This is a genomic window from Streptomyces sp. NPDC002623 (assembly GCF_053592635.1).
Map to the genome: position 1 here is coordinate 119,902 of NZ_JBSFWB010000011.1, position 20,688 is coordinate 140,589.

The 20,688-nt window shown below is 69.1% G+C and carries 19 protein-coding genes; 15 read left to right on the plus strand and 4 right to left on the minus strand.

From position 1 onward, the window contains the following. The first annotated feature begins 15 nt into the window (after positions 1 to 15). From ACWD4O_RS21500 to ACWD4O_RS21510, 3 genes are read left to right on the plus strand one after another with little or no spacing between them, the layout of a single operon-like run. The gene (locus ACWD4O_RS21500) at positions 16 to 2,454 is read left to right on the plus strand and encodes a bifunctional polysaccharide deacetylase/glycosyltransferase family 2 protein (protein ID WP_451281918.1); all 2,439 of its coding nucleotides are present in this window, start codon (positions 16 to 18) and stop codon (positions 2,452 to 2,454) included. Beyond that, a complete protein-coding gene (locus tag ACWD4O_RS21505) occupies positions 2,454 to 3,959 on the plus strand; it encodes an acyltransferase family protein (protein ID WP_451281919.1) in 1,506 nt (501 codons plus the stop codon). Before ACWD4O_RS21500 ends, ACWD4O_RS21505 begins: the two co-directional genes overlap by 1 nt. A 32-nt stretch (positions 3,960 to 3,991) precedes the next feature. Next, positions 3,992 to 4,687, plus strand: coding sequence for a demethylmenaquinone methyltransferase (locus tag ACWD4O_RS21510; protein WP_451281920.1), 696 nt, complete (start codon positions 3,992 to 3,994; stop codon positions 4,685 to 4,687). Between the two features lie 43 nt (positions 4,688 to 4,730). Here the strand turns inward: ACWD4O_RS21510 and ACWD4O_RS21515 are convergent, their stop codons facing one another. Together ACWD4O_RS21515 and ACWD4O_RS21520 are read right to left on the minus strand one after the other, a co-directional pair. Beyond that, positions 4,731 to 5,054, minus strand: a complete 324-nt coding sequence (locus ACWD4O_RS21515) for a PASTA domain-containing protein (protein ID WP_358800699.1) — start codon at positions 5,052 to 5,054, stop codon at positions 4,731 to 4,733. Positions 5,055 to 5,187: 133 nt separating this feature from the next. Beyond that, positions 5,188 to 5,694 carry a GNAT family N-acetyltransferase gene (locus ACWD4O_RS21520; RefSeq protein WP_451281922.1) on the minus strand — a complete coding sequence of 169 codons (507 nt, stop codon included), beginning with the start codon at positions 5,692 to 5,694 and terminating at the stop codon, positions 5,188 to 5,190. 97 nt (positions 5,695 to 5,791) lie between these two features. Here ACWD4O_RS21520 and ACWD4O_RS21525 point away from each other — a divergent pair, with 97 nt between their 5' ends. Beyond that, positions 5,792 to 7,099, plus strand: a complete 1,308-nt coding sequence (locus tag ACWD4O_RS21525; RefSeq protein ID WP_451281924.1) for a geranylgeranyl reductase family protein — start codon at positions 5,792 to 5,794, stop codon at positions 7,097 to 7,099. A 134-nt stretch (positions 7,100 to 7,233) separates the two neighbouring features. Here ACWD4O_RS21525 and def read toward each other — a convergent pair whose 3' ends face one another. Both def and ACWD4O_RS21535 read right to left on the minus strand, forming a co-directional pair. Then, on the minus strand, positions 7,234 to 7,875 hold the full coding sequence (gene def / locus ACWD4O_RS21530) for a peptide deformylase (RefSeq protein WP_451281926.1): 642 nt from the start codon (positions 7,873 to 7,875) through the stop codon (positions 7,234 to 7,236). A 412-nt stretch (positions 7,876 to 8,287) separates the two neighbouring features. Next, positions 8,288 to 9,097, minus strand: a complete 810-nt coding sequence (locus ACWD4O_RS21535) for a C40 family peptidase (RefSeq protein ID WP_451281928.1) — start codon at positions 9,095 to 9,097, stop codon at positions 8,288 to 8,290. Between the two features lie 743 nt (positions 9,098 to 9,840). Between ACWD4O_RS21535 and ACWD4O_RS21540 the strand changes: the two genes are divergently transcribed. Genes ACWD4O_RS21540 through nuoK form a run of 11 tightly spaced genes read left to right on the plus strand, consistent with a single transcriptional unit; the run spans position 9,841 to position 20,682 of the window. Continuing rightward, complete coding sequence (locus ACWD4O_RS21540; protein WP_007383963.1) at positions 9,841 to 10,200, plus strand: NADH-quinone oxidoreductase subunit A; 360 nt, start codon at positions 9,841 to 9,843, stop codon at positions 10,198 to 10,200. Positions 10,201 to 10,213: 13 nt separating this feature from the next. Next, positions 10,214 to 10,768, plus strand: a complete 555-nt coding sequence (locus tag ACWD4O_RS21545) for a NuoB/complex I 20 kDa subunit family protein (protein WP_057602796.1) — start codon at positions 10,214 to 10,216, stop codon at positions 10,766 to 10,768. Continuing rightward, positions 10,765 to 11,529 carry an NADH-quinone oxidoreductase subunit C gene (locus tag ACWD4O_RS21550; protein ID WP_451281930.1) on the plus strand — a complete coding sequence of 255 codons (765 nt, stop codon included), beginning with the start codon at positions 10,765 to 10,767 and terminating at the stop codon, positions 11,527 to 11,529. The genes ACWD4O_RS21545 and ACWD4O_RS21550 overlap by 4 nt, the downstream gene beginning before the upstream one ends. Next, a complete protein-coding gene (locus ACWD4O_RS21555; protein WP_451281932.1) occupies positions 11,526 to 12,863 on the plus strand; it encodes an NADH-quinone oxidoreductase subunit D in 1,338 nt (445 codons plus the stop codon). Before ACWD4O_RS21550 ends, ACWD4O_RS21555 begins: the two co-directional genes overlap by 4 nt. Next, a complete protein-coding gene (gene nuoE, locus ACWD4O_RS21560; protein WP_451281934.1) occupies positions 12,860 to 13,732 on the plus strand; it encodes an NADH-quinone oxidoreductase subunit NuoE in 873 nt (290 codons plus the stop codon). The genes ACWD4O_RS21555 and nuoE overlap by 4 nt, the downstream gene beginning before the upstream one ends. Continuing rightward, positions 13,729 to 15,081, plus strand: coding sequence for an NADH-quinone oxidoreductase subunit NuoF (gene nuoF / locus ACWD4O_RS21565; protein ID WP_351904109.1), 1,353 nt, complete (start codon positions 13,729 to 13,731; stop codon positions 15,079 to 15,081). Before nuoE ends, nuoF begins: the two co-directional genes overlap by 4 nt. After that, positions 15,078 to 17,582 carry an NADH-quinone oxidoreductase subunit G gene (locus ACWD4O_RS21570; RefSeq protein WP_451281936.1) on the plus strand — a complete coding sequence of 835 codons (2,505 nt, stop codon included), beginning with the start codon at positions 15,078 to 15,080 and terminating at the stop codon, positions 17,580 to 17,582. The genes nuoF and ACWD4O_RS21570 overlap by 4 nt, the downstream gene beginning before the upstream one ends. Beyond that, positions 17,579 to 18,940, plus strand: a complete 1,362-nt coding sequence (nuoH, locus tag ACWD4O_RS21575) for an NADH-quinone oxidoreductase subunit NuoH (RefSeq protein WP_450946044.1) — start codon at positions 17,579 to 17,581, stop codon at positions 18,938 to 18,940. The genes ACWD4O_RS21570 and nuoH overlap by 4 nt, the downstream gene beginning before the upstream one ends. Continuing rightward, positions 18,933 to 19,535 (plus strand): NADH-quinone oxidoreductase subunit NuoI, encoded by a 603-nt coding sequence (gene nuoI / locus ACWD4O_RS21580; protein ID WP_451281938.1) that lies wholly within the window; start codon positions 18,933 to 18,935, stop codon positions 19,533 to 19,535. Before nuoH ends, nuoI begins: the two co-directional genes overlap by 8 nt. Next, a complete protein-coding gene (locus ACWD4O_RS21585) occupies positions 19,532 to 20,386 on the plus strand; it encodes an NADH-quinone oxidoreductase subunit J (RefSeq protein ID WP_451281940.1) in 855 nt (284 codons plus the stop codon). Before nuoI ends, ACWD4O_RS21585 begins: the two co-directional genes overlap by 4 nt. After that, on the plus strand, positions 20,383 to 20,682 hold the full coding sequence (gene nuoK / locus ACWD4O_RS21590; RefSeq protein WP_020130147.1) for an NADH-quinone oxidoreductase subunit NuoK: 300 nt from the start codon (positions 20,383 to 20,385) through the stop codon (positions 20,680 to 20,682). Before ACWD4O_RS21585 ends, nuoK begins: the two co-directional genes overlap by 4 nt. Positions 20,683 to 20,688 lie beyond the last annotated feature (6 nt).

A 20,688-nucleotide genomic window follows, 5' to 3' on the forward strand; every position in this document is an offset into this window, starting at 1 on the left:
AGCGCAGCCACTCCCATGACGACCACTACCTCCCGCGGCCGCCGCCGCGCCCCGAGCCGCATAGAGCGGGCGGCGGGCAAGGCCGCGGCGCTCCAGAAACCGCGAGTCATCCTCGCCCTGCTGCTTCTGCTCGCGCTGACCATGGTGATGCTCCTCGACGGCTATCTGCGCGCCGAGGTCGGCGGCGACCAGCGCGTGCGCACCGGTGCCAGCGCCAGCAAGGTGCCCGAGGACGTCCTCGACGGCGGGCCCATCCTGTCCTTCCAGGGCGGCCAGGCCACCACGATCTCGGTACCCGACAAGACGATCGCGCTGACCTTCGACGACGGCCCGAACCCGACCTGGACGCCGCAGGTGCTGGAGATCCTCGAGGAGTACGACGTGCCCGCCACGTTCTTCGTGGTCGGCTCGATGGTCTCGCGCTACCCGGGCATCGTGAACGACATGGTCGAGCAGGGCAACGAGGTGGGCATCCACACCTTCACCCACGTCGATCTCTCCTACCAGTCGAACTCCCGCGTCGACCGTGAGATGGAGCAGACCCAGCTCGCCCTCGCCGGCGCGGCCGGCATCACGACGACGCTCTTCCGCGCCCCGTACTCCTCCGAGACGGACGCCATCGACAACTACAGCTATCCCGTCTACAAGGAGCTCGGCGCCGACGGTTACACCAGCGTCTTCGTCGACACGGACAGCGACGACTGGAAGAAGCCGGGCGTCTCGAAGATCATCGAGGGGGCCACGCCCGAGGACGGCAAGGGCGCATCGGTCCTCTTCCACGACGCCGGCGGCGAGCGCTCGCAGACGATCAAGGCGCTGCCGACCTACATCAAGAAGATGAAGGCCGCGGGCTACACCTTCACCACCATCAGCGGTGTGATCGAGGAGCAGAACACGGCGGCGCGCGAGGCCTCCGGTGCGGGGCAGCAGCAGGCCGCCGGCGCCGAGGCGACGCCGAGCGCGGGCGCGACGGCCGCAGCGGGCGGAACGGCCGTGGCCGGCGGGGCGACCGGCGAGCAGCCCGGCAACATACCCGGCGGTACGGCGAACGGCGCCGCGAACGGCGCCGGGACCGAGGGCGGTATCGGAGCCGAGGGCGGGAACGGAGCCGAGGGCGGGAACGGGGCGGGCGGGACGATCAACCGCCTGCAGGCCGCCCACCGCGAGGCCACCGGCGTGACCCTCTACGAGGGCAAGGCCCTCATCGCGGCCGTCACCCTCGCCGAGTGGACCGTGCCGACACTGTCGGTGGGACTGATGGTCGTCGGCGTGGCCGTCATGGGCCGCTTCGGGATGATGCTGATCCTGGCCCGCCGCCACTACAGACTGCGCAACAAGCGCCGCTTCAGCTGGGGACCGACCATCACCCGCCCGGTGAGCGTGATCGTCCCCGCGTACAACGAGAAGGAGTGCATCGCCAACACCCTCAAGTCGCTGGCGAAGAGCACCCACCCGATCGAGATCATCGTCGTGGACGACGGCTCGACCGACGGCACGTCCGAGATCTCGCGCGAGGCCGCCAGGTCCCTCGGCATGACCAACGTCCGCGTCATCCGCCAGGAGAACGCGGGCAAGCCGGCCGCCCTCAACAACGGTGTCCGCAACGCCAGTTACGACATCGTCGTGATGATGGACGGCGACACCGTCTTCGAGCCGGAGGCCGTGCACCACCTCGTGCAGCCCTTCGCCAACCCGAAGGTCGGCGCGGTCGCCGGCAACGCCAAGGTCGGCAACCGCGACACGATCATCGGCGCCTGGCAGCACATCGAGTACGTGATGGGCTTCAACCTCGACCGCCGCATGTACGACCTGCTGCGCTGCATGCCGACCATCCCCGGTGCGATCGGCGCGTTCCGCCGGGACGCGGTGCTGGAGGTCGGCGGCATGAGCGAGGACACCCTCGCCGAGGACACCGACATCACCATCGCCATGCACCGCGGTGGCTGGCAGGTCGTCTACCAGGAGCACGCCAAGGCCTGGACGGAGGCGCCGGGCTCCCTGAAGCAGCTGTGGTCCCAGCGCTACCGCTGGTCCTACGGCACCATGCAGGCCCTGTGGAAGCACCGCAAGTCCCCCACGGACAAGGGCCCTTCGGGCCGCTTCGGCCGGGTCGGGATGCCGCTGGTCGTGCTCTTCCAGATCATCACACCGGTCTTCGCCCCGCTCATCGACGTCTTCACCGTCTACTCGATGATCTTCATCGACTTCCAGGCCGCCCTGCTGGCCTGGCTGGCGGTCCTCGGCATCCAACTGGGCTGCGCGGCCTACGCGTTCCGCCTGGACAGGGAGAAGTACCGCTACCTGCTGATGATGCCGCTCCAGCAGCTGGCCTACCGCCAGATGATGTACCTCGTCCTTATCCACTCCTGCATCACCGCCCTCACCGGCGGCCGCCTGCGCTGGCAGAAACTGAAGCGCACGGGCGAGGTCGGCACCCCGGCCGGGGTGAGCTGATGAGCTGGGAGCAGCAGCAGGGGTACGGGCAGGGGTACGGGCAGGGATACCCGTACGACCAGGGCTACGGGCAGCAGCCGCAGTACCCGTCCGGGTACGAGGGCCATGACGGCTACGAGGGCTACGAGGGCTACGAGGGCTACGAGGGCTACGGAAGGAACGGGCAGCCGCAGCAGTATGTGCAGCAGCCGTATCCCCAGGAGCACATGCAGTACGCCCAATACCCGCCGAGCGCCCAGAGCGCTCAGTACGCCCAGGGCGCCCAGGGCGCCCAGAGCGCCCAGTACGCCCAGTACGCGGAGCACACGGACTACGTGGAGTACGGGCAGGGCGTCGCCGTCGACGAGACGGCGACCCTGCCCACCGTGGAGGCTGCGGCTGCGGCTGCGGATCCGGATCCGGAGTCCGTGCCGGAGCCGGAGGCTCCCGCCGCCGAGGAAGTGCCTGCCGAGTCCCCGCCCAAGCTCGCTGCTCCCCAGCGGGACCGCTACTTCGACACCCTCCGTGCCCTCGCCCTGATAAGAGTCGTCGCGTACCACACGTTCGGCTGGGCCTGGGCCGGCATGGTCTTCCCGTCCATGGGGGTCATGTTCGGACTGGCCGGCACCCTGATGGCGAAGTCCCTGGAGCGTCCGGCGACGAAGGTGGTGAAGAGCCGCCTGCGCCGGCTCCTCCCGCCCTTCTGGTTCTGGGGCGTCTTCGTCGTCCTGGCCATGCTGATCCACGACTGGATGCCGAACTGGGAGATCGTCTACTGGATCGTGCCGCTGGGCGACCCGCCCGGCAACGCCTGGGGCGAGCAGGCCTGGGAGATCCTCTGGTACCTGCGGACCTACCTCTGGTTCGTGCTGCTCTCGCCGCTCCTGCTGCGGCTGTTCCGGCTCGCCCCGATCCCCGTGCTGGTGCTGTCCCTCGCGCCGATCCTGGTCCTGACCTTTGTCTGGGCCGGCCCGGACAACCGCGTCGGCACCGCGATGTGGGACCTCTCGACGTACCTCTTCTGCTGGATGCTCGGCTTCGCGCACCGCGACGGCGTCCTGCAGCGCATGAAGCCCGCCCTGGTGGTCGTGGTGTCGCTGGCGGCGATCGCCTTCGGCGGCTGGTACGCCTTCACGCACCAGGCCGAGTTCGGCACCTACGACCTGGACGAGAACCCCCTCGCGCAGGCCTTCTGGTCGGCCGGCTTCGTCATGCTGCTGATGTGGGCGAAGGCCTACTTCGGGATCGACTTCGCCTGGCTCACCCGCTTCCGGCGCACGAACCGGATCGTCACCGTCTTCAACGCACGCGCGGTGACGATCTACCTCTGGCACGAGATCGCCCTGATCCTGGCCGTTCCGCTGGTCGACCAGTTCTGGAACGTACCCGCGTTCGAGAAGTACCTGCCGCTCGAGAGCCAGTGGTTCATGTTCGGCGTGGGCTGGCTGCTGATCGGCGTCTTCGTGCTGCTGTGCGGGTGGGTCGAGGACGTGGCGGCACGGAAGAAGCCGAGGCTCCTGCCGTGAGCCGGTGAGGGCGGGGCTGCCACAATGGGCGGGTGACTCGCGCTTCCCTGAACAAGCAGCCCAATGAAGTCGCCTCGATGTTCGACCGCGTGGCGGAACGGTACGACGTGACCAACGACGTCCTGTCGCTCGGCCAGGACCGCAGGTGGCGCAAGGAGGTCGCGAAGGCGGTCGACGCCCGCCCCGCCCAGAAGGTCCTGGACCTCGCCGCGGGCACGGCCACCTCCTCCCTCCCCTTCGCGCAGACCGGTGCCTACGTCGTCCCCTGCGACTTCTCCCTCGGCATGCTCCAGGTCGGCAAGAGGAGGCACACCTGGCTGCCGTTCACGGCCGGGGACGCGACCCGGCTGCCGTTCAAGGACGACACCTTCGACGCCGTCACCATCTCCTTCGGCCTGCGCAACGTGCAGGACTTCGACGCCGGCCTGCGTGAGATGTACCGGGTGACCCGGCCGGGCGGACGCGTCGTGATCTGCGAGTTCTCGCACCCGACCTGGGCGCCCTTCCGGACCGCCTACACCGAGTACCTGATGCGCGCCCTGCCCCCGGTGGCCCGCGCGGTCTCGTCCAACCCGGACGCCTACGTCTACCTCGCCGAGTCCATCCGCGCCTGGCCCGACCAGCCCGCCCTCGCCGAGCACCTGCGCAAGGCCGGCTGGTCGAAGGTCGCCTGGCGCAACCTGACGGGCGGCGTGGTGACCCTGCACCGAGGCTTCAAGGAGGCCTGAGGGAGCCCCGGGGCGGAGGAAAGGGCCGGTCCGGCGCCCGGCGTCAACCGGTGATCGCCTCGAAGGGACGATCCCGATCCCCGGACCGGTCCAGCTCGCGCTGCAGTCCGCCGCCGCCCGGTCTCGGCACACGCGGCTCTCGCACGCCCGCGCCTCCGCCGCCCTCTCCCTCGGAGAAGTCGAACCACACGCTGACGACCGAGCCGCGCGGCACCTCGACGCCCGGCGGCGGGTACTGCCGTACGACGTAGTCGACGACCGCGCGGTGGAAATCGGGCCGGTCCGGTGCGGCCAGCAGCACGCCTTGCGCCGTGGCCGCCTCGCGCGCGTCCATGGCCATCAGGCCGATGAACCTGGGCACGCGCACTTCGGGTGTTTTGGGTGGTATGAGCACAGATGTCACCCCCAGTGGTACTGGAAGGGTAACCGCCCCGGGGTGGCGTCCGGAAGCGTCAGGTGTCTTTCCGTAGCCAACGACTACATAGGGTGACTTTTGCCGATCACCAGCTCAGTCGGTAGCAGCGCCCCTCGCGCTTCGACTCGGGGGTCGTGAAGACCTCCGCGAGCTGCATGCCCAGCCGCTGCGTGACGGCGACGGACCGTGCGTTGCGCGCGTCGACCATCGCCACCACCCCCGGCACCCCCGCCGCCCGCACCCGCTCCAGCGTCATCTGCGCGGCCGCCGTCACATACCCCTGCCCCCAGTGCTCCCGCCCGAGCCGCCAGCCGATCTCGATCTCCCCCTTGGGACCCCACTCGCCGGGCCACGGCTGGGCGCCGGTGAACCCGACGACCCGGTCGTCGTGGTCCAGCATCGTCCACAGACAGAAGCCGTGCTCGGCGTCGTGCCGGCGCTGGCGGGCGGTGAGCTCCTCGTAGACCGACAGCTCCGCGGATCTGCCGCCGTGGAACTCCATGACGTCAGGATCGTCGAAGACCCGGTGCCACGTGACCGCGTCCTCGTCCGTGGGAACACGCAGCCGTACTACGGGGAGAGTTCGGTTCACGGGGCAGCCCTTCAGCCGGGTGATCAATTCTGCTGAATAGACTGCCCATGTCCAGTGCCGGTCGGCACGTAGATTCCGAACTTGGGGAGATCCCGCCGTGACCGCCGTGAACGAGCCCCACGCCGAGCCCTTCTCCGAGCACACCGCCGACGTCATCGTCGTCGGCGCGGGGCCGGCCGGTTCCACGACCGCCTACTACCTCGCCAAGGCCGGACTCGACGTACTCCTCCTCGAGAAGACCGAGTTCCCGCGCGAGAAGGTCTGCGGCGACGGCCTCACCCCGCGCGCCACCAAGCAACTGGTGGCCATGGGCATCGACATCTCCGAGGAGGCCGGCTGGCTGCGCAACAAGGGGCTGCGCATCATCGGCGGCGGAGTCCGCCTCCAGCTGGACTGGCCGGATCTCGCCTCCTACCCGGACTACGGGCTCGTCCGCAAGCGTGACGACTTCGACGAGCAGCTCGCCCGCCAGGCCCAGAAGGCGGGCGCCCGCCTCTACGAGCGCTGCAACGTCGGCGCCCCGATCATCGACGACCGCACCGGCCGCATCACCGGTGTGCACGCCAAGCTGGGCGAGGAGAAACGCGAAGTCACCTTCCGCGCCCCGCTCGTGGTGGCCGCCGACGGCAACTCCACCCGCCTCTCGCTGGCGATGGGCCTGCACCGCCGCGAGGACCGCCCGATGGGCGTCGCCGTCCGCACCTACTTCACCTCCCCGCGCCACGAGGACGACTACCTGGAGTCCTGGCTGGAGCTGTGGGACCGCCGGGGCCCGGGCGAGGACCGTCTGCTCCCCGGCTACGGCTGGATCTTCGGCATGGGCGACGGCACGAGCAACGTGGGTCTCGGGGTCCTCAACACCTCCGACTCCTTCAAGGAACTCGACTGGCGCGAGGTCCTCAAGGCCTGGTGCGCGTCCATGCCGGAGGACTGGGGCTACACCCCCGAGAACATGACCGGCCCGATCCGCGGCGCCGCCCTCCCCATGGCCTTCAACCGCAAGCCCCACTACACCAAGGGGCTGCTCCTGGTCGGCGACGCCGGCGGCCTGGTGAACCCCTTCAACGGCGAGGGCATCGCCTACGCCATGGAGTCCGGCCAGATCGCCGCCGACGTCATCGTCCAGGCCCACGCCCGTGCCACCCCCGGCCAGCGCGAACTCGCCCTGCAGCGCTACCCGCAGATCCTCGCGGACACCTACGGCGGGTACTACACGCTGGGCCGCGCCTTCGTGAAGCTCATCGGCAACCCGAAGGTCATGAAGATCGCGACCCAGCGCGGACTGACCCACCCGCTGCTGATGAAGTTCACCCTGAAGATGCTCGCCAACCTGACGGACCCCACAGGCGGCGACGCGATGGACCGCATCATCAACGGCCTGAGCAAGGTGGCCCCGAAGGCCTGACGGACGCATGGGACAGGTCCTGCCCCGGCAAGTCCCGCCCGAGGCAGGCCCTGGCCAGGACGGGTTCCGCCTAGGGCAGGTCCTGCCTGGGACGGGTCATGGCCAGGACGGGTCCTGCCTAGGACGGGTCATGGCTAGGACGGGTCATGGTCCCTGCTCAGGGCCTCGACCTTGGCGGCCCGGCGGGCGAAGACCTCTTCCCGCCGGTCCGCCACCTGCCGCAGCGCTTCCCTCCGGCCCTTCTTGGAGAGCCGGTCCAGATAGACCTGGCCGTCGAGATGGTCGCTCTCGTGCTCCAGGCACCGCGCGAAGTACCCGCGCCCCTCGACGACCAGCGGACGGCCCTCCCGGTCGTACCCCCGCACCACGGCCCGGTCCGGCCGCGGTACGTCCATGACGGCGCCCGGCACCGACAGGCACCCCTCGCCCTCGTCCAGCAGCCGTCGCCCGACCGGGTCGAGCCGGTCCAGCACCGGATTGACAATGTGTCCGACATGTCGGACACCCTCGTCGTCCCGGCAGTCGTAGACGAACAACCGCAGACCCACACCGACCTGGTTCGCCGCCAGTCCGGCCCCGTCGGCGACGTACATGGTGAGGAACATGTCGTCGATGAGCGCGGCCAGGTCGGGCCCGAACTCGGTGACATCCCGGCAGGACTTGTGCAGCACCTCTTCACCGACCTCGGTGACCCGCCGCACCGAGCCGCGCCGGGCCTCGGGCGCGAGCGGGGGATACGAGGCGACGGACCGCCCCTGCACGAACACACGTGGCATGACGTTCTCTCCTTCGACTCACGGACGAGCCGAGGAGTCCCCCGACCCGTCCGCCGAGCATGCCAGGCCGACGCCGGGCACACCCACGAGTGACCCACGAGCGACCCACGTGTGCCAGGAGAGCGTCGGCGGCGCTGCGCGCGCCAGCGGGGCCGCGTCAGCGGGGCCGTGTCGGCGCGCTCGAGCGCCCGGGCGGCGCAGGGCGCAGGGGAGCGGTCGGCGCGGCGCAGGGGGCGTCAGAGGAGCGCCCCGGCGTGCCTGAGGGGGCGCTGAGAGCAGCCGACAGGGTCGGCGGTGTCAGGGGAGCGGCCGGCTGGGTCGAGCGCGGCAGGAGGGAGCCCGAAGGGCCGCTGCCCCCGAGCGGCTGCGGCCCTTGCGTGCGTGAGGCGCCCTCAGGGGCGCCTGGGGGGTGTCAGAGCACCCGCACCGCTCCGGTCGGCGGGTCGTACGACAGCGGCTTCTCGGCCACGCCGGTGGACGGGTTCTGCGCGCCGACGAACATGCCGTCGCCGACGTACACGGCAACGTGGTACGCGCTGCCCGCGCTGCCCCAGTAGAGGATGTCGCCCGGCAGCAGGTTGTCCAGGGACACCTGGGTGCCGAAGGTCGACTGGTCCTGCGAGACGCGCGGCAGGTCGACGCCGACCTGCTTGAAGGCCGTCTGCATGAGCCCGGAGCAGTCCCACGAGTTGGGACCGGTGCCGCCGGAGACGTACGCGTCCCCGATCTGCGCCTTCACGAAGGCGATGACGGTCGCGGCCGAACCCGTCGCGTTGGACGTGCTCGTGCTGCTGGAGCTGCTGCTGTTGTCGCTCGCCGAGGTGGAGAGCACGGTCCGCTCGGCGGCGCGCGTGGCGCGCTCGGCGGCGGCCTTACGGGCGGCCTCGGCCTTCTTCGTCGCCTCGGCCTTGGCGTCGGCGAGGTCCTTCTTGGCCTCCTTGGCTGCTGCTGCGGCGGCCGCGTCGCGCTCGGCCTGCAACTGGTAGTTCGCCGCGGCCTGCTGCGTGGCCTGAGCGGACTGTGCGACCTGAGCGGCCAGGTCGCCCGTGAGCACAGGCAGTTCGAGCGTCTGCGTCACCGGCTCGGCGGCGTTGGCCGTACCGGCCGCAGTGGCGACGGCCAGCGTGCCGAGGACACCACTGGCGACTCCGGCCCGCATCGCGATCGTCGACGCGCTGCGGCGGGGTTTCCGGTGGCTGCGTATGTGAGCGGTGTGGGACATGAGTCCAACCGGTATCAGGGGCTCCTCCATACCTACAAGAAACGTGTGCTGCGCCACAGTTGTTCAACGGGTGTCCCAAATTCCCTGCCTGGGGTTCTTTATTGACGCCGTAACGGACATTGCGGACTCGGGTGATCAAGCCTGTGATCATGGGCTTTCGTCGTTACGCCCGGATTGCCCGCGACCTACCACCGGTTGAGACCGTTGGCCAAGCCCCCTTCTTATGGGCCTCTCATGAATGTGGCGGAGGTCACGGAACGGTTACCGGAAGGGTCGCGTCCTGCGCATGCGGTGCGATCGATTCCGCTCGTGAACGCGTGCACGCGTCCACACCTCGACCACGGCTCCCTCTCATGTGTGAATGCGCCCCACTATCAGGACCCCGAGTCCATCTCCAATTTGCATGCAAGGGAAGCTTCTTGATATTGAGACTCCCCTTGTGGCCTGCGGCGACGAGTGCAAATGTCACTTCTTGTGATCACTCTGACGCTTCGCGTACGAAGATCACCGCTGATATGACTTCATGATCCTTCGTCAGGTGGTGGAGATCACAAAGCTTGTGTAATACCCCGTGTCGCAGATCACAGAGCGGCGGGCATAAGATGCGAGGCAGTTGGGCTTGTGACCTGCTTCACATGTTCGCGATCTTCGTCGAGAAGGGCGGGGTTCGTGGGACCGGTGGGGCTGATGTGAGTCCGACGCCATCGCCAGCAGTCAGTGCCGACTGAGAGGAGCGAGGAGCGGTGAACGCGTATGCGCCCATCCTCGTACTGGGAGCCCTCGGGGCAGGCTTTGCGATCTTCTCCGTGGTCATGGCCACGCTGATCGGTCCGAAGCGGTACAACCGGGCCAAGCTCGAGGCCTACGAGTGCGGGATCGAGCCGACCCCCACGCCGGCGGGCGGCGGGCGCTTCCCCATCAAGTACTACCTGACGGCGATGCTCTTCATCGTCTTCGACATCGAGATCGTCTTCCTCTACCCCTGGGCCGTCACCTTCGACGCCCTGGGTGTTTTCGGGCTCGTGGAGATGCTGCTCTTCGTGCTCACCGTCTTCGTCGCGTACGCGTACGTATGGCGGCGCGGCGGCCTGGAATGGGACTGAGGGGCCTTTAGCCATGGGACTCGAAGAAAAGCTGCCGAGCGGCTTCCTGCTGACCACCGTCGAGCAGGCCGCGGGCTGGGTGCGCAAGGCGTCCGTCTTCCCCGCCACGTTCGGCCTCGCCTGCTGTGCCATCGAGATGATGACCACCGGCGCCGGCCGCTACGACCTGGCGCGCTTCGGTATGGAGGTCTTCCGGGGTTCGCCCCGCCAGGCGGACCTGATGATCGTCGCCGGGCGGGTGAGCCAGAAGATGGCGCCGGTGCTCCGGCAGGTCTACGACCAGATGCCGAACCCGAAGTGGGTCATCTCCATGGGCGTCTGCGCCTCCTCCGGAGGCATGTTCAACAACTACGCGATCGTCCAGGGCGTCGACCACATCGTCCCCGTCGACATCTATCTGCCGGGCTGCCCGCCGCGCCCCGAGATGCTGATGGACGCCATTCTCAAGCTCCACCACAAGATCCAGAACTCCAAGCTGGGCGTGAACGCCGAGGAAGCGGCCCGCGAGGCGGAGGAAGCGGCGCTCAAGGCCCTGCCCATGATCGAGATGAAGGGGCTGCTGCGGTGAGCGACGCGAACGGCACCCATGGCGCGAACGGCTCCTCGAACGGGGTGAACCCCGAGAAGGACCTCTCTGCCTCCAACCTCCCCGGCCAGCGTGGCCAGGGCGGCGAGGAGGTCCGCGTCCAGCGCGGAATGTTCGGCGCCGACAACGGCGGCGACACCTCCGGCTACGGCGGTCTGGTCCGCTCGGTCCGGCTCCCGGGGGCGGCGAGCCGACCCTACGGCGGCTGGTTCGACGAGGTCGCCGACGAACTCGAGGGCGCCCTGGAGGAGCAGGGTCTCCTGCCCGACAACGCGATCGAGAAGACGGTCGTCGACCGCGACGAGCTCACCTTCCACATCGAGCGCGAGCACCTGCTCCGGGTGGCCCGCACCCTGCGCGACGACCCGGCGCTGCGCTTCGAGCTCTGCACCGGCGTCAGCGCCGTGCACTACCCGAACGACAAGGGCCGCGAGCTGCACGCCGTCTACCACCTGCGCTCGATCACCCACAACCGGCTGATCCGCCTGGAGGTCAGCGCCCCGGACGCGGACCCGCACATCCCGTCCCTGGTCCCGGTGTATCCCACCAACGACTGGCACGAGCGCGAGACCTACGACTTCTTCGGAATCGTCTTCGACGGCCACCCGGCCCTGACGCGGATCATGATGCCGGACGACTGGCAGGGCCATCCGCAGCGCAAGGACTACCCCCTCGGCGGCATCCCCGTCGAGTACAAGGGCGCCCAGATCCCGGCTCCGGACCAGCGGAGGTCGTACTCGTGAGCAACACGCAGTCAGCAGCCGCGTCCGCTTCGGCGCGCGAGACCACCGAGGGCACCGTATATACGGTCACCGGCGGCGACTGGGACGAGGTCGTCCAGTCCGCGGCCCGGGCCGACGACGAGCGCATCGTCGTCAACATGGGCCCCCAGCACCCCTCCACCCACGGGGTGCTCCGCCTGATCCTGGAGATCGAGGGCGAGGCGGTCACCGAGGCCCGCTGCGGCATCGGCTACCTCCACACCGGCATCGAGAAGAACCTCGAGTACCGCACGTGGACGCAGGGCACCACGTTCGTGACGCGCATGGACTACCTGACGTCCTTCTTCAACGAGACCGCCTACTGTCTCGCCGTCGAGAAGCTCCTCGGCATCGAGGACCAGATCACCGAGCGAGCCAAGATCATCCGGGTGCTCCTGATGGAGCTGAACCGGATGTCCTCCCACCTGGTGTGCATCGCCACCGGCGGCATGGAACTCGGCGCCACCACGATCATGATCTACGGATTCCGTGATCGTGAAATGATTCTCGACATCTACGAGCTCATCACGGGCCTGCGGATGAACCACGCGTACATCCGCCCCGGCGGACTCGCCCAGGACCTGCCGCCCGGCGCGGTGGACCAGATCCGCGAGTTCGTGAAGAAGATGAAGAAGAACCTCCCGGAGTACGACAAGCTCGCCACCGGGAACCCCATCTTCAAGGCCCGCATGCAGGACGTCGGCTATCTCGACCTGGCCGGCTGCATGGCCCTCGGCGCCACCGGCCCGATCCTGCGCTCCACCGGCCTCCCGCACGACCTGCGCAAGGCACAGCCCTACTGCGACTACGAGACGTACGACTTCGACGTCCCGACCGCCGACTCCTGCGACTCCTACGGCCGCTTCCTGATCCGCCTGGAAGAGATGCGCCAGTCGCTCAGGATCGTCGAGCAGTGCCTGGACCGGCTGCAGCCCGGGCCTGTCATGGTCGCCGACCGGAAGATCGCCTGGCCCGCCCAGCTCGCCCTGGGACCCGACGGTCTCGGCAACTCCCTCGACCACATCAAGAAGATCATGGGCACCTCCATGGAGGCCCTGATCCACCACTTCAAGCTGGTCACCGAGGGTTTCCGCGTGCCGCCGGGACAGGCGTACGCGGCCGTCGAGTCGCCCAAGGGCGAGCTCGGGGTGCACGCCGTCTCCGACGGAGGCACCCGCCCCTACCGGGTCCACTTCCGGGACCCGTCCTTCACCAACCTGCAGGCCATGGCGGCGATGTGCGAAGGCGGCCAGGTCGCCGACGTCATCGTCGCCGTCGCGTCCATCGACCCCGTGATGGGAGGCGTCGACCGGTGACCACCTCTTCTTCCGAGCGGGGCGTCAGCCTGGGCATGCCCGAACTGCCCGCGCCCGCCTACCCGGACGACGTCCGAGCCCGGCTGGAGGCGGACGCGCGCGAGATCATCGCCCGCTACCCCGACTCCCGGTCCGCGCTCCTGCCGTTGCTGCACCTCGTGCAGTCGGAGGAGGGACACGTCACGCGCACCGGGATGCGGTTCTGCGCGGACGTGCTGGACCTGACCACGGCCGAGGTCACCGCCGTCGCCACCTTCTACACCATGTACCGGCGCCGCCCCAGCGGCGACTACCAGGTGGGCGTCTGCACCAACACGCTGTGCGCGGTGATGGGCGGCGACGCGATCTTCGAAGAGCTCCAGGAGTACTTGGGTGTCGGCAACGGTGAGACCACCGACGACGGAAAGATCACTCTGGAGCACATCGAGTGCAACGCGGCCTGCGACTTCGCGCCGGTCGTGATGGTCAACTGGGAGTTCTTCGACAACCAGACCGTGCAGAGCGCGAAGCACATGGTGGACGACCTGCGGACCGGCCGCACGGTATCGCCGACCCGGGGTGCGCCGCTGTGCACCTTCAAGGAGACCGCCCGGATCCTGGCGGGCTTCCCCGACGAGCGGGACGGGGCCGTCGAGGCGAGCGGCAGTGCGGGACCGGCGTCGCTGGTGGGTCTTCGCCTGGCAAGGGGAGAGACCGCACCCGCGCGCGTGGTCCACCCGCGGGACGGCGGGCCGCACGACGAGCCGCAGGACCGGGCGGTGCACAAGCCGTCGCCCACCGAGCACCTGAGTTCGCATGACGCGCCGCAGGACACGTCGGCCTCCGACCCGGCCCACCCGGCAGGGCCTACCGCCGAGGAGGGGGAGTGATGACCTTGGCACCCGAGCTGAAAGGCAGCAGCCCCGAGAAGCTGCTCGCACCCGTGCTGTCGGCCTTCTGGGACGAGGACAGGTCCTGGAGCCTGGACGTCTACCGAAGGCACGAAGGATACGAGGGCCTGCGCAAGGCGCTCGCCATGTCGCCGGACGACCTGATCGCGTACGTCAAGGACTCCGGTCTGCGAGGGCGAGGCGGCGCGGGATTCCCCACCGGAATGAAATGGCAGTTCATTCCGCAGGGGGATGGAAAACCGCACTATCTAGTTGTCAACGCCGACGAATCGGAGCCGGGGACCTGCAAGGACATCCCGCTCCTCTTCGCGAACCCGCATAGCCTCATCGAGGGCATTGTGATCGCGTGTTATGCCATCAGGTCGTCTCATGCCTTCATCTATCTGCGGGGTGAAGTCGTTCCCGTTCTGCGGCGGTTGCACGAGGCCGTGCGCGAGGCCTACGCGGCGGGCTACCTCGGCGAGAACGTCCTGGGCAGCGGACTCGACCTCGAACTCACCGTGCACGCCGGCGCCGGCGCGTACATCTGCGGTGAGGAGACCGCACTGCTGGACTCGCTCGAAGGCCGCCGTGGTCAACCGCGGCTCCGTCCCCCCTTTCCTGCGGTCGCGGGCCTCTATGCGTGCCCGACTGTGGTGAATAACGTCGAGTCGATCGCGTCAGTTCCCGCGATCCTGCAAAACGGCAAAGAATGGTTCAGGTCGATGGGGAGCGAGAAGTCCCCGGGCTTCACGCTCTACTCGCTGAGCGGGCATGTCGCCAACCCCGGCCAGTTCGAGGCCCCGCTCGGCGTCACCCTCCGCCAGCTCCTGGAGATGAGCGGCGGCATGCGACCCGGGCACCGGCTCAAGTTCTGGACGCCGGGCGGCTCCTCGACGCCGATGTTCACCGACGAGCACCTCGACGTCCCTCTTGATTACGAAGGAGTGGGTGCCGCGGGTTCCATGCTCGGCACAAAAGCTCTGCAGTGCTTCGACGAGACGACCTGCGTCGTGCGTGCCGTCACCCGCTGGACCGAGTTCTACGCCCACGAGTCCTGCGGCAAGTGCACCCCGTGCCGCGAAGGCACGTACTGGCTCGTGCAGTTGCTGCGCGACATCGAGGCAGGCAAGGGCGCCCTCTCCGACCTCGACAAACTCAACGACATCGCCGACAACATCAACGGCAAGTCGTTCTGCGCCCTCGGCGACGGCGCCGCCTCGCCGATCTTCTCCTCGCTCAAGTACTTCCGCGAGGAGTACGAGCAGCACATCACGGGCCGCGGCTGCCCCTTCGACCCCGCCAAGTCGACGGCCTGGGCGGACAAGCACACGGAGGTGAACGCATGACGGTGACCACCAGCGCTCCCTCCGGGGGCGGCGAGGCGGCGGTCCCGCCGGAAGATCTCGTGACGCTGACGATCGACGGCGCCGAGATCAGCGTGCCCAAGGGCACCCTGGTCATCCGGGCCGCCGAGCAGCTCGGCATCGAGATCCCCCGCTTCTGCGACCATCCCCTCCTCGACCCGGCCGGCGCCTGCCGCCAGTGCATCGTCGAGGTCGAGGGCCAGCGCAAGCCCATGGCGTCCTGCACGATCACGTGTACGGACGGCATGGTGGTGAAGACTCACCTCACCTCGCCCGTGGCCGAGAAGGCACAGCACGGTGTGATGGAGCTGCTCCTCATCAACCACCCGCTGGACTGCCCGGTCTGCGACAAGGGCGGCGAGTGCCCCCTGCAGAACCAGGCCATGTCCCACGGCCAGTCCGAGTCCCGTTTCGAGGGCCGCAAGCGGACGTACGAGAAGCCCGTCCCGATCTCCACGCAGGTGCTGCTCGACCGTGAGCGGTGCGTGCTGTGCGCCCGCTGCACCCGGTTCTCCAACCAGGTGGCGGGCGACCCGATGATCGAGCTGCTCGAGCGGGGCGCGCTGCAGCAGGTCGGGACCGGCGAGGGCGACCCGTTCGAGTCGTACTTCTCCGGCAACACCATCCAGATCTGCCCGGTCGGCGCGCTGACCTCGGCGGCGTACCGATTCCGCTCCCGCCCCTTCGACCTGGTCTCCTCGCACTCCGTGTGCGAGCACTGCTCCGGCGGCTGCGCCACGCGCACCGACCACCGGCGCGGCAAGGTCATGCGGCGCCTGGCCGCCAACGACCCCGAGGTCAACGAGGAGTGGATCTGCGACAAGGGGCGGTTCGCGTTCCGCTACGCCCAGCAGCGGGACCGGCTCGAGACGCCTCTGGTGCGCAACGCCGAGGGAGACCTCGTACCGGCGTCCTGGCCGGAGGCACTGCAGATCGCCGCCCAGGGACTGCTGGCGTCGCGCGGCCGGACCGGTGTCCTGACCGGAGGCCGCCTCACCATCGAGGACGCCTACGCGTACAGCAAGTTCGCGCGCGTGGCGCTCGACACCAACGACATCGACTTCCGCGCGCGCGTGCACAGCAGCGAGGAGGCCGACTTCCTGGCCGCCCGCGTCGCCGGCCGCGGCCGCGACCTCGACGGTACGGGGGTCACGTACACCTTCCTGGAGAAGGCGCCCGCCGTCCTGCTGGTCGGGTTCGAGTCGGAGGAGGAGGCGCCCGGCGTCTTCCTGAGGCTGCGCAAGGCCTGGCGGCAGCACGGGCAGCGGGTGTTCGCCCTGGCCACGCACGCCACCCGGGGCCTGGAGAAGGCGGGCGGCACGCTGCTGCCGGCCGCTCCGGGCACCGAGACGGAGTGGCTGGACGCGCTCGCGAGCGGTGTCGGCCTGGAGGACGCGGGCGGCAAGGCCGCCGAAGCGCTGCGGGCCGAGGGCGCGGTGATCGTCGTCGGCGAGCGGCTGGCCGGTGTGGCCGGTGGTCTCACCGCCGCCGCCCGGGCCGCCTCGGCGACCGGCGCCCGCCTGGTGTGGATTCCGCGCCGGGCGGGGGAGCGGGGCGCCATCGAGGCGGGCGCACTGCCGTCGCTGCTGCCGGGCGGTCGTCCGGCCACCGACCCACGCGCGCGTGAGGAGGTCGCCGCGGCCTGGGGCCTCGCCGAACTCCCGCACCGCTACGGCCGGGACACCGGGCAGATCGTCGAGGCCGCCGCGTCCGGCGAACTCCAGGGGCTGCTCGTCGCGGGCGTGGAGGTCGCGGATCTGCCCGACCCGGCACGCGCGCGTGAGGCGCTTGCCGAGGCCGGCTTCGTGGTCTCGTTGGAGCTGCGGCCCGGCGAGGTCACCGAGCACGCCGACGTCGTCCTCCCGGTGGCCGCGGTCGCCGAGAAGCCGGGCGCCTTCCTCAACTGGGAGGGTCGGGTCCGCTTCTTCGAGGCCGCGCTCAAGCCCGACCAGATGACCCGCCGGCCGGCGCCTGCCGACGCGCGCGTGCTGCAGATGCTCGCCGACGCCATGGACGTCCACCTCGGTCTGCCGGATCTGCGCACCACGCGCGCGGAGCTCGACCGACTCGGCTCCTGGGACGGCTCCCGGGCCGTCGAGCCGCTGGAAACCGCAGCCCAGTTGCCGCGCCCCGCTGCCGGTGAGGCCGTCCTCGCCGGGCACCGGCTGCTGCTCGACCAGGGGGTCCTCCAGCAGGGCGACGAGGCGCTCGCCGGGACCCGGCACGCGGCACGCGCGCGTGTGTCGGCCGCCACGGCCGCCGAGGCGGGCGTCAAGGACGGCGACGTGCTCGCCGTGACCGGGCCCGCCGGGGTCGTCGAACTCCCGCTGCAGATCACCGAGATGCCCGACCGGGTGGTCTGGCTCCCGCTGAACTCCACCGGCGGGGGCGTCGCGTCCGACACCGGGGCCACGCCCGGCTCCCTCGTCCGTATCGGCCCGGCGACGCTCGCCGCCGACGCCCCCAAGGAGGTGGAGGCATGAGCCCGTACCTGGCCGCTGAAGACCTCTCGATGTTCGGCCGCGACCCCTGGTGGCTCGTCGTCGTCAAGGCGGTCTTCTGCTTCGCCTTCCTGATGGTGACCGTGCTGTTCTCCATCGTCTGGGAGCGCAAGGTCGTCGCCTGGATGCAGCTGCGCATCGGACCCAACCGGCACGGCCCCTGGGGCATGCTCCAGTCGCTCGCCGACGGCGTGAAGCTGATGCTGAAGGAAGACCTCATCGTCAAACGCGCGGACAAGGTGGTGTACGTCCTCGCGCCGATCATCGCGGCCATCCCGGCCTTCATGGCGATCGCGGTGATCCCCTTCGGCCCGGCCGACAACGAGATCTCGATCTTCGGCCAGCGCACCACGATGCAGCTGACCGACCTGCCGATCGCGATGCTCTACATCCTGGCGGTCGCGTCGGTCGGCATCTACGGAATCGTGCTGGCGGGCTGGAGCTCCGGTTCCACCTATCCGCTGCTGGGCGGCCTGCGGTCCTGCGCGCAGATGATCTCCTACGAGATCGCCATGGGCGCCGCGTTCGCCTCGGTGTTCCTCTACTCGGGGTCGATGTCGACGTCGACGATCGTCGAACAGCAGCAGGACCGCTGGTACATCCTGCTGCTGCCGGTCTCCTTCATCCTCTACATCGTCACGATGGTCGGCGAGACCAACCGCGCCCCCTTCGACATGCCGGAGTCCGAGGGCGACCTGGTCGGCGGCTTCAACACCGAGTACTCGTCGATCAAGTTCGCGCTGTTCATGCTCGCCGAGTACGTGAACATGGTGACGGTCTCCGCCGTGTCGACCACCCTCTTCCTCGGCGGCTGGCGGGCTCCCTGGCCGATCAGCACCTTCTGGGAGGGCGCGAACCACGGCTGGTGGCCGATGCTCTGGTTCGTCGTCAAGGTGCAGTTGCTGCTGTTCTTCTTCATCTGGCTGCGCGGCACGCTGCCCCGCGTCCGCTACGACCAGTTGATGAAGCTCGGCTGGAAGGTCCTGATCCCGGTCTCGGTCACGTGGCTGATGCTCGTCGCGACCGTACGGACCCTGCGCAACGAGAACTACGACTTCGCCGACATCGCCCTCTACGTCGGAGGCGGTGTCCTGGTCCTGTTGTTGCTCTCCTTCCTGGTGGACATGTTCCGCAGCGGAGGGAAGGACGCCCAGGCTCCCGCCGAGCCCGCCGGCTTCGACCCGATGGCGGGCGGATTCCCCGTCCCGCCGCTGCCGGGACAGGAGCTGCCGCCGGTGCCCAGGCGCAGTCCGCGCCGGGAGCGGGAGCTCATTGTCAGTGGCGGGGTGGACACTGTGAGTGACGGATCAATGGATGGAAAGGAGGCGTCCGATGGCTGAGGAGCCCAAGGAGACCGAACCCGGTTTCCAGAACCCCGTGGCCGGCTTCGGCGTGACCTTCAAGGCCATGTTCAAGAAGCGGCTGACCGAGCAGTACCCGGAGCAGCAGAAGACCACAGCTCCCCGGTTCCACGGACGGCACCAGCTCAACCGCCATCCGGACGGCCTGGAGAAGTGCGTCGGCTGCGAGCTGTGCGCCTGGGCCTGCCCCGCCGACGCCATCTATGTGGAGGGTGCGGACAACACCGACGAGGAGCGCTACTCGCCGGGCGAGCGGTACGGGCGCGTCTACCAGATCAACTACGCCCGCTGCATCCTGTGCGGCCTGTGCATCGAGGCGTGCCCCACGCGCGCGTTGACGATGACCAACGAGTTCGAGCTCGCCGACTCCAGCCGAGCCAACCTGATCTACACCAAGGAGCAGCTGCTCGCCGGCCTCGACGAGGGCATGGTCGACTCGCCCCACGCCATCTACCCGGGCACGGACGAGCAGGACTACTACCGGGGTCTGGTGACGGAGGCCGCGCCCGGCACGGAACGCCAGGTGGCCACGTCCAAGGGCGAGAAGCCTGAAGACCAGGAGGTGGAGGCATGACCGCGCAGCTCGCCGCCTACTCCACCTCCACCGGCGAGGCCTTCCAGTTCTGGGTGCTGGGCACCGTCGCGGTGATCGGCGCCCTGTGCACCGTCTTCATGAAGCGGGCCGTGCACAGCGCGCTCTGTCTCGCCGGCACCATGATCATCCTGGCGGTCTTCTACCTCGCCAACGGCGCCTACTTCCTGGGCATCGTGCAGATCGTCGTCTACACCGGCGCGATCATGATGCTGTTCCTGTTCGTGGTGATGCTCGTCGGCGTCACCGCGGCGGACTCCCTGAAGGAGACCATCAAGGGGCAGCGCTGGCTGGCCCTGGTCAGCGGGCTCGGCTTCGGCATCCTGCTGATCGCCGGCATCGGAAACGCCTCCCTGACGGAGTTCAACGGCCTCGCCGAGGCGAACGCGAACGGCAATGTGGAAGGCCTCGCGGCCCTCATCTTCACCAAGTACGTCTTCGCGTTCGAAATCACCGGCGCCCTGCTCATCACGGCGGCAGTCGGCGCCATGGTGCTCACCCACCGGGAGCGCACCGAGCGGGCCAAGACCCAGCGGGAGCTGTCCGAAGAGCGCGTCCGCGAGGGCAAGCACGTACCGCCGCTGCCGGCGCCGGGCGTGTACGCGCGGCACAACGCCGTCGACGTCCAGGGCCTGCTGCCGGACGGCACCCCGTCGGAGCTCACGGTCAGCAAGACGCTGCGCGAGCGCGGTCAGATCCGGGACGTGTCCACCGAGGCGCTCAACGACCTCAAAGCCCTGGAACGGCGCGCCGAGGAGCGCCTGGAGCGGGCCGCGATCGAGCCGCCGCACCTCAAGCCGGACTCGCGGCGGACCGAGGAGGCGTCGAAGTGAACCCCGTCAACTACCTCTACCTCGCGGCCCTGTTGTTCACGATCGGTGCGACGGGAGTGCTGATCAGGCGCAACGCGATCGTCGTCTTCATGTGCATCGAGCTCATGCTCAACGCCTGCAACCTCGCGTTCGTCACCTTCTCCCGGATGCACGGCAATCTCGACGGCCAGATCATCGCCTTCTTCACGATGGTCGTCGCCGCCGCGGAGGTCGTGGTCGGACTCGCGATCATCGTGTCGCTGTTCCGTTCCCGCCACTCGGCCTCGGTCGACGACGCCAGCCTGATGAAGCTGTAAGGGGTC

Bases quoted from the DNA above. Each gene is read 5' to 3' on its own strand.
- ACWD4O_RS21500 (WP_451281918.1), top strand. From the start codon at position 16: ATGACGACCACTACCTCCCGCGGCCGCCGCCGCGCCCCGAGCCGCATA.
- ACWD4O_RS21505 (WP_451281919.1), top strand. From the start codon at position 2,454: ATGAGCTGGGAGCAGCAGCAGGGGTACGGGCAGGGGTACGGGCAGGGA.
- def (WP_451281926.1), bottom strand. From the start codon at position 7,875: ATGCCACGTGTGTTCGTGCAGGGGCGGTCCGTCGCCTCGTATCCCCCG.
- ACWD4O_RS21535 (WP_451281928.1), bottom strand. From the start codon at position 9,097: ATGTCCCACACCGCTCACATACGCAGCCACCGGAAACCCCGCCGCAGC.
- ACWD4O_RS21545 (WP_057602796.1), top strand. From the start codon at position 10,214: ATGGGACTCGAAGAAAAGCTGCCGAGCGGCTTCCTGCTGACCACCGTC.
- ACWD4O_RS21570 (WP_451281936.1), top strand. From the start codon at position 15,078: ATGACGGTGACCACCAGCGCTCCCTCCGGGGGCGGCGAGGCGGCGGTC.
- nuoH (WP_450946044.1), top strand. From the start codon at position 17,579: ATGAGCCCGTACCTGGCCGCTGAAGACCTCTCGATGTTCGGCCGCGAC.
- nuoI (WP_451281938.1), top strand. From the start codon at position 18,933: ATGGCTGAGGAGCCCAAGGAGACCGAACCCGGTTTCCAGAACCCCGTG.
- ACWD4O_RS21585 (WP_451281940.1), top strand. From the start codon at position 19,532: ATGACCGCGCAGCTCGCCGCCTACTCCACCTCCACCGGCGAGGCCTTC.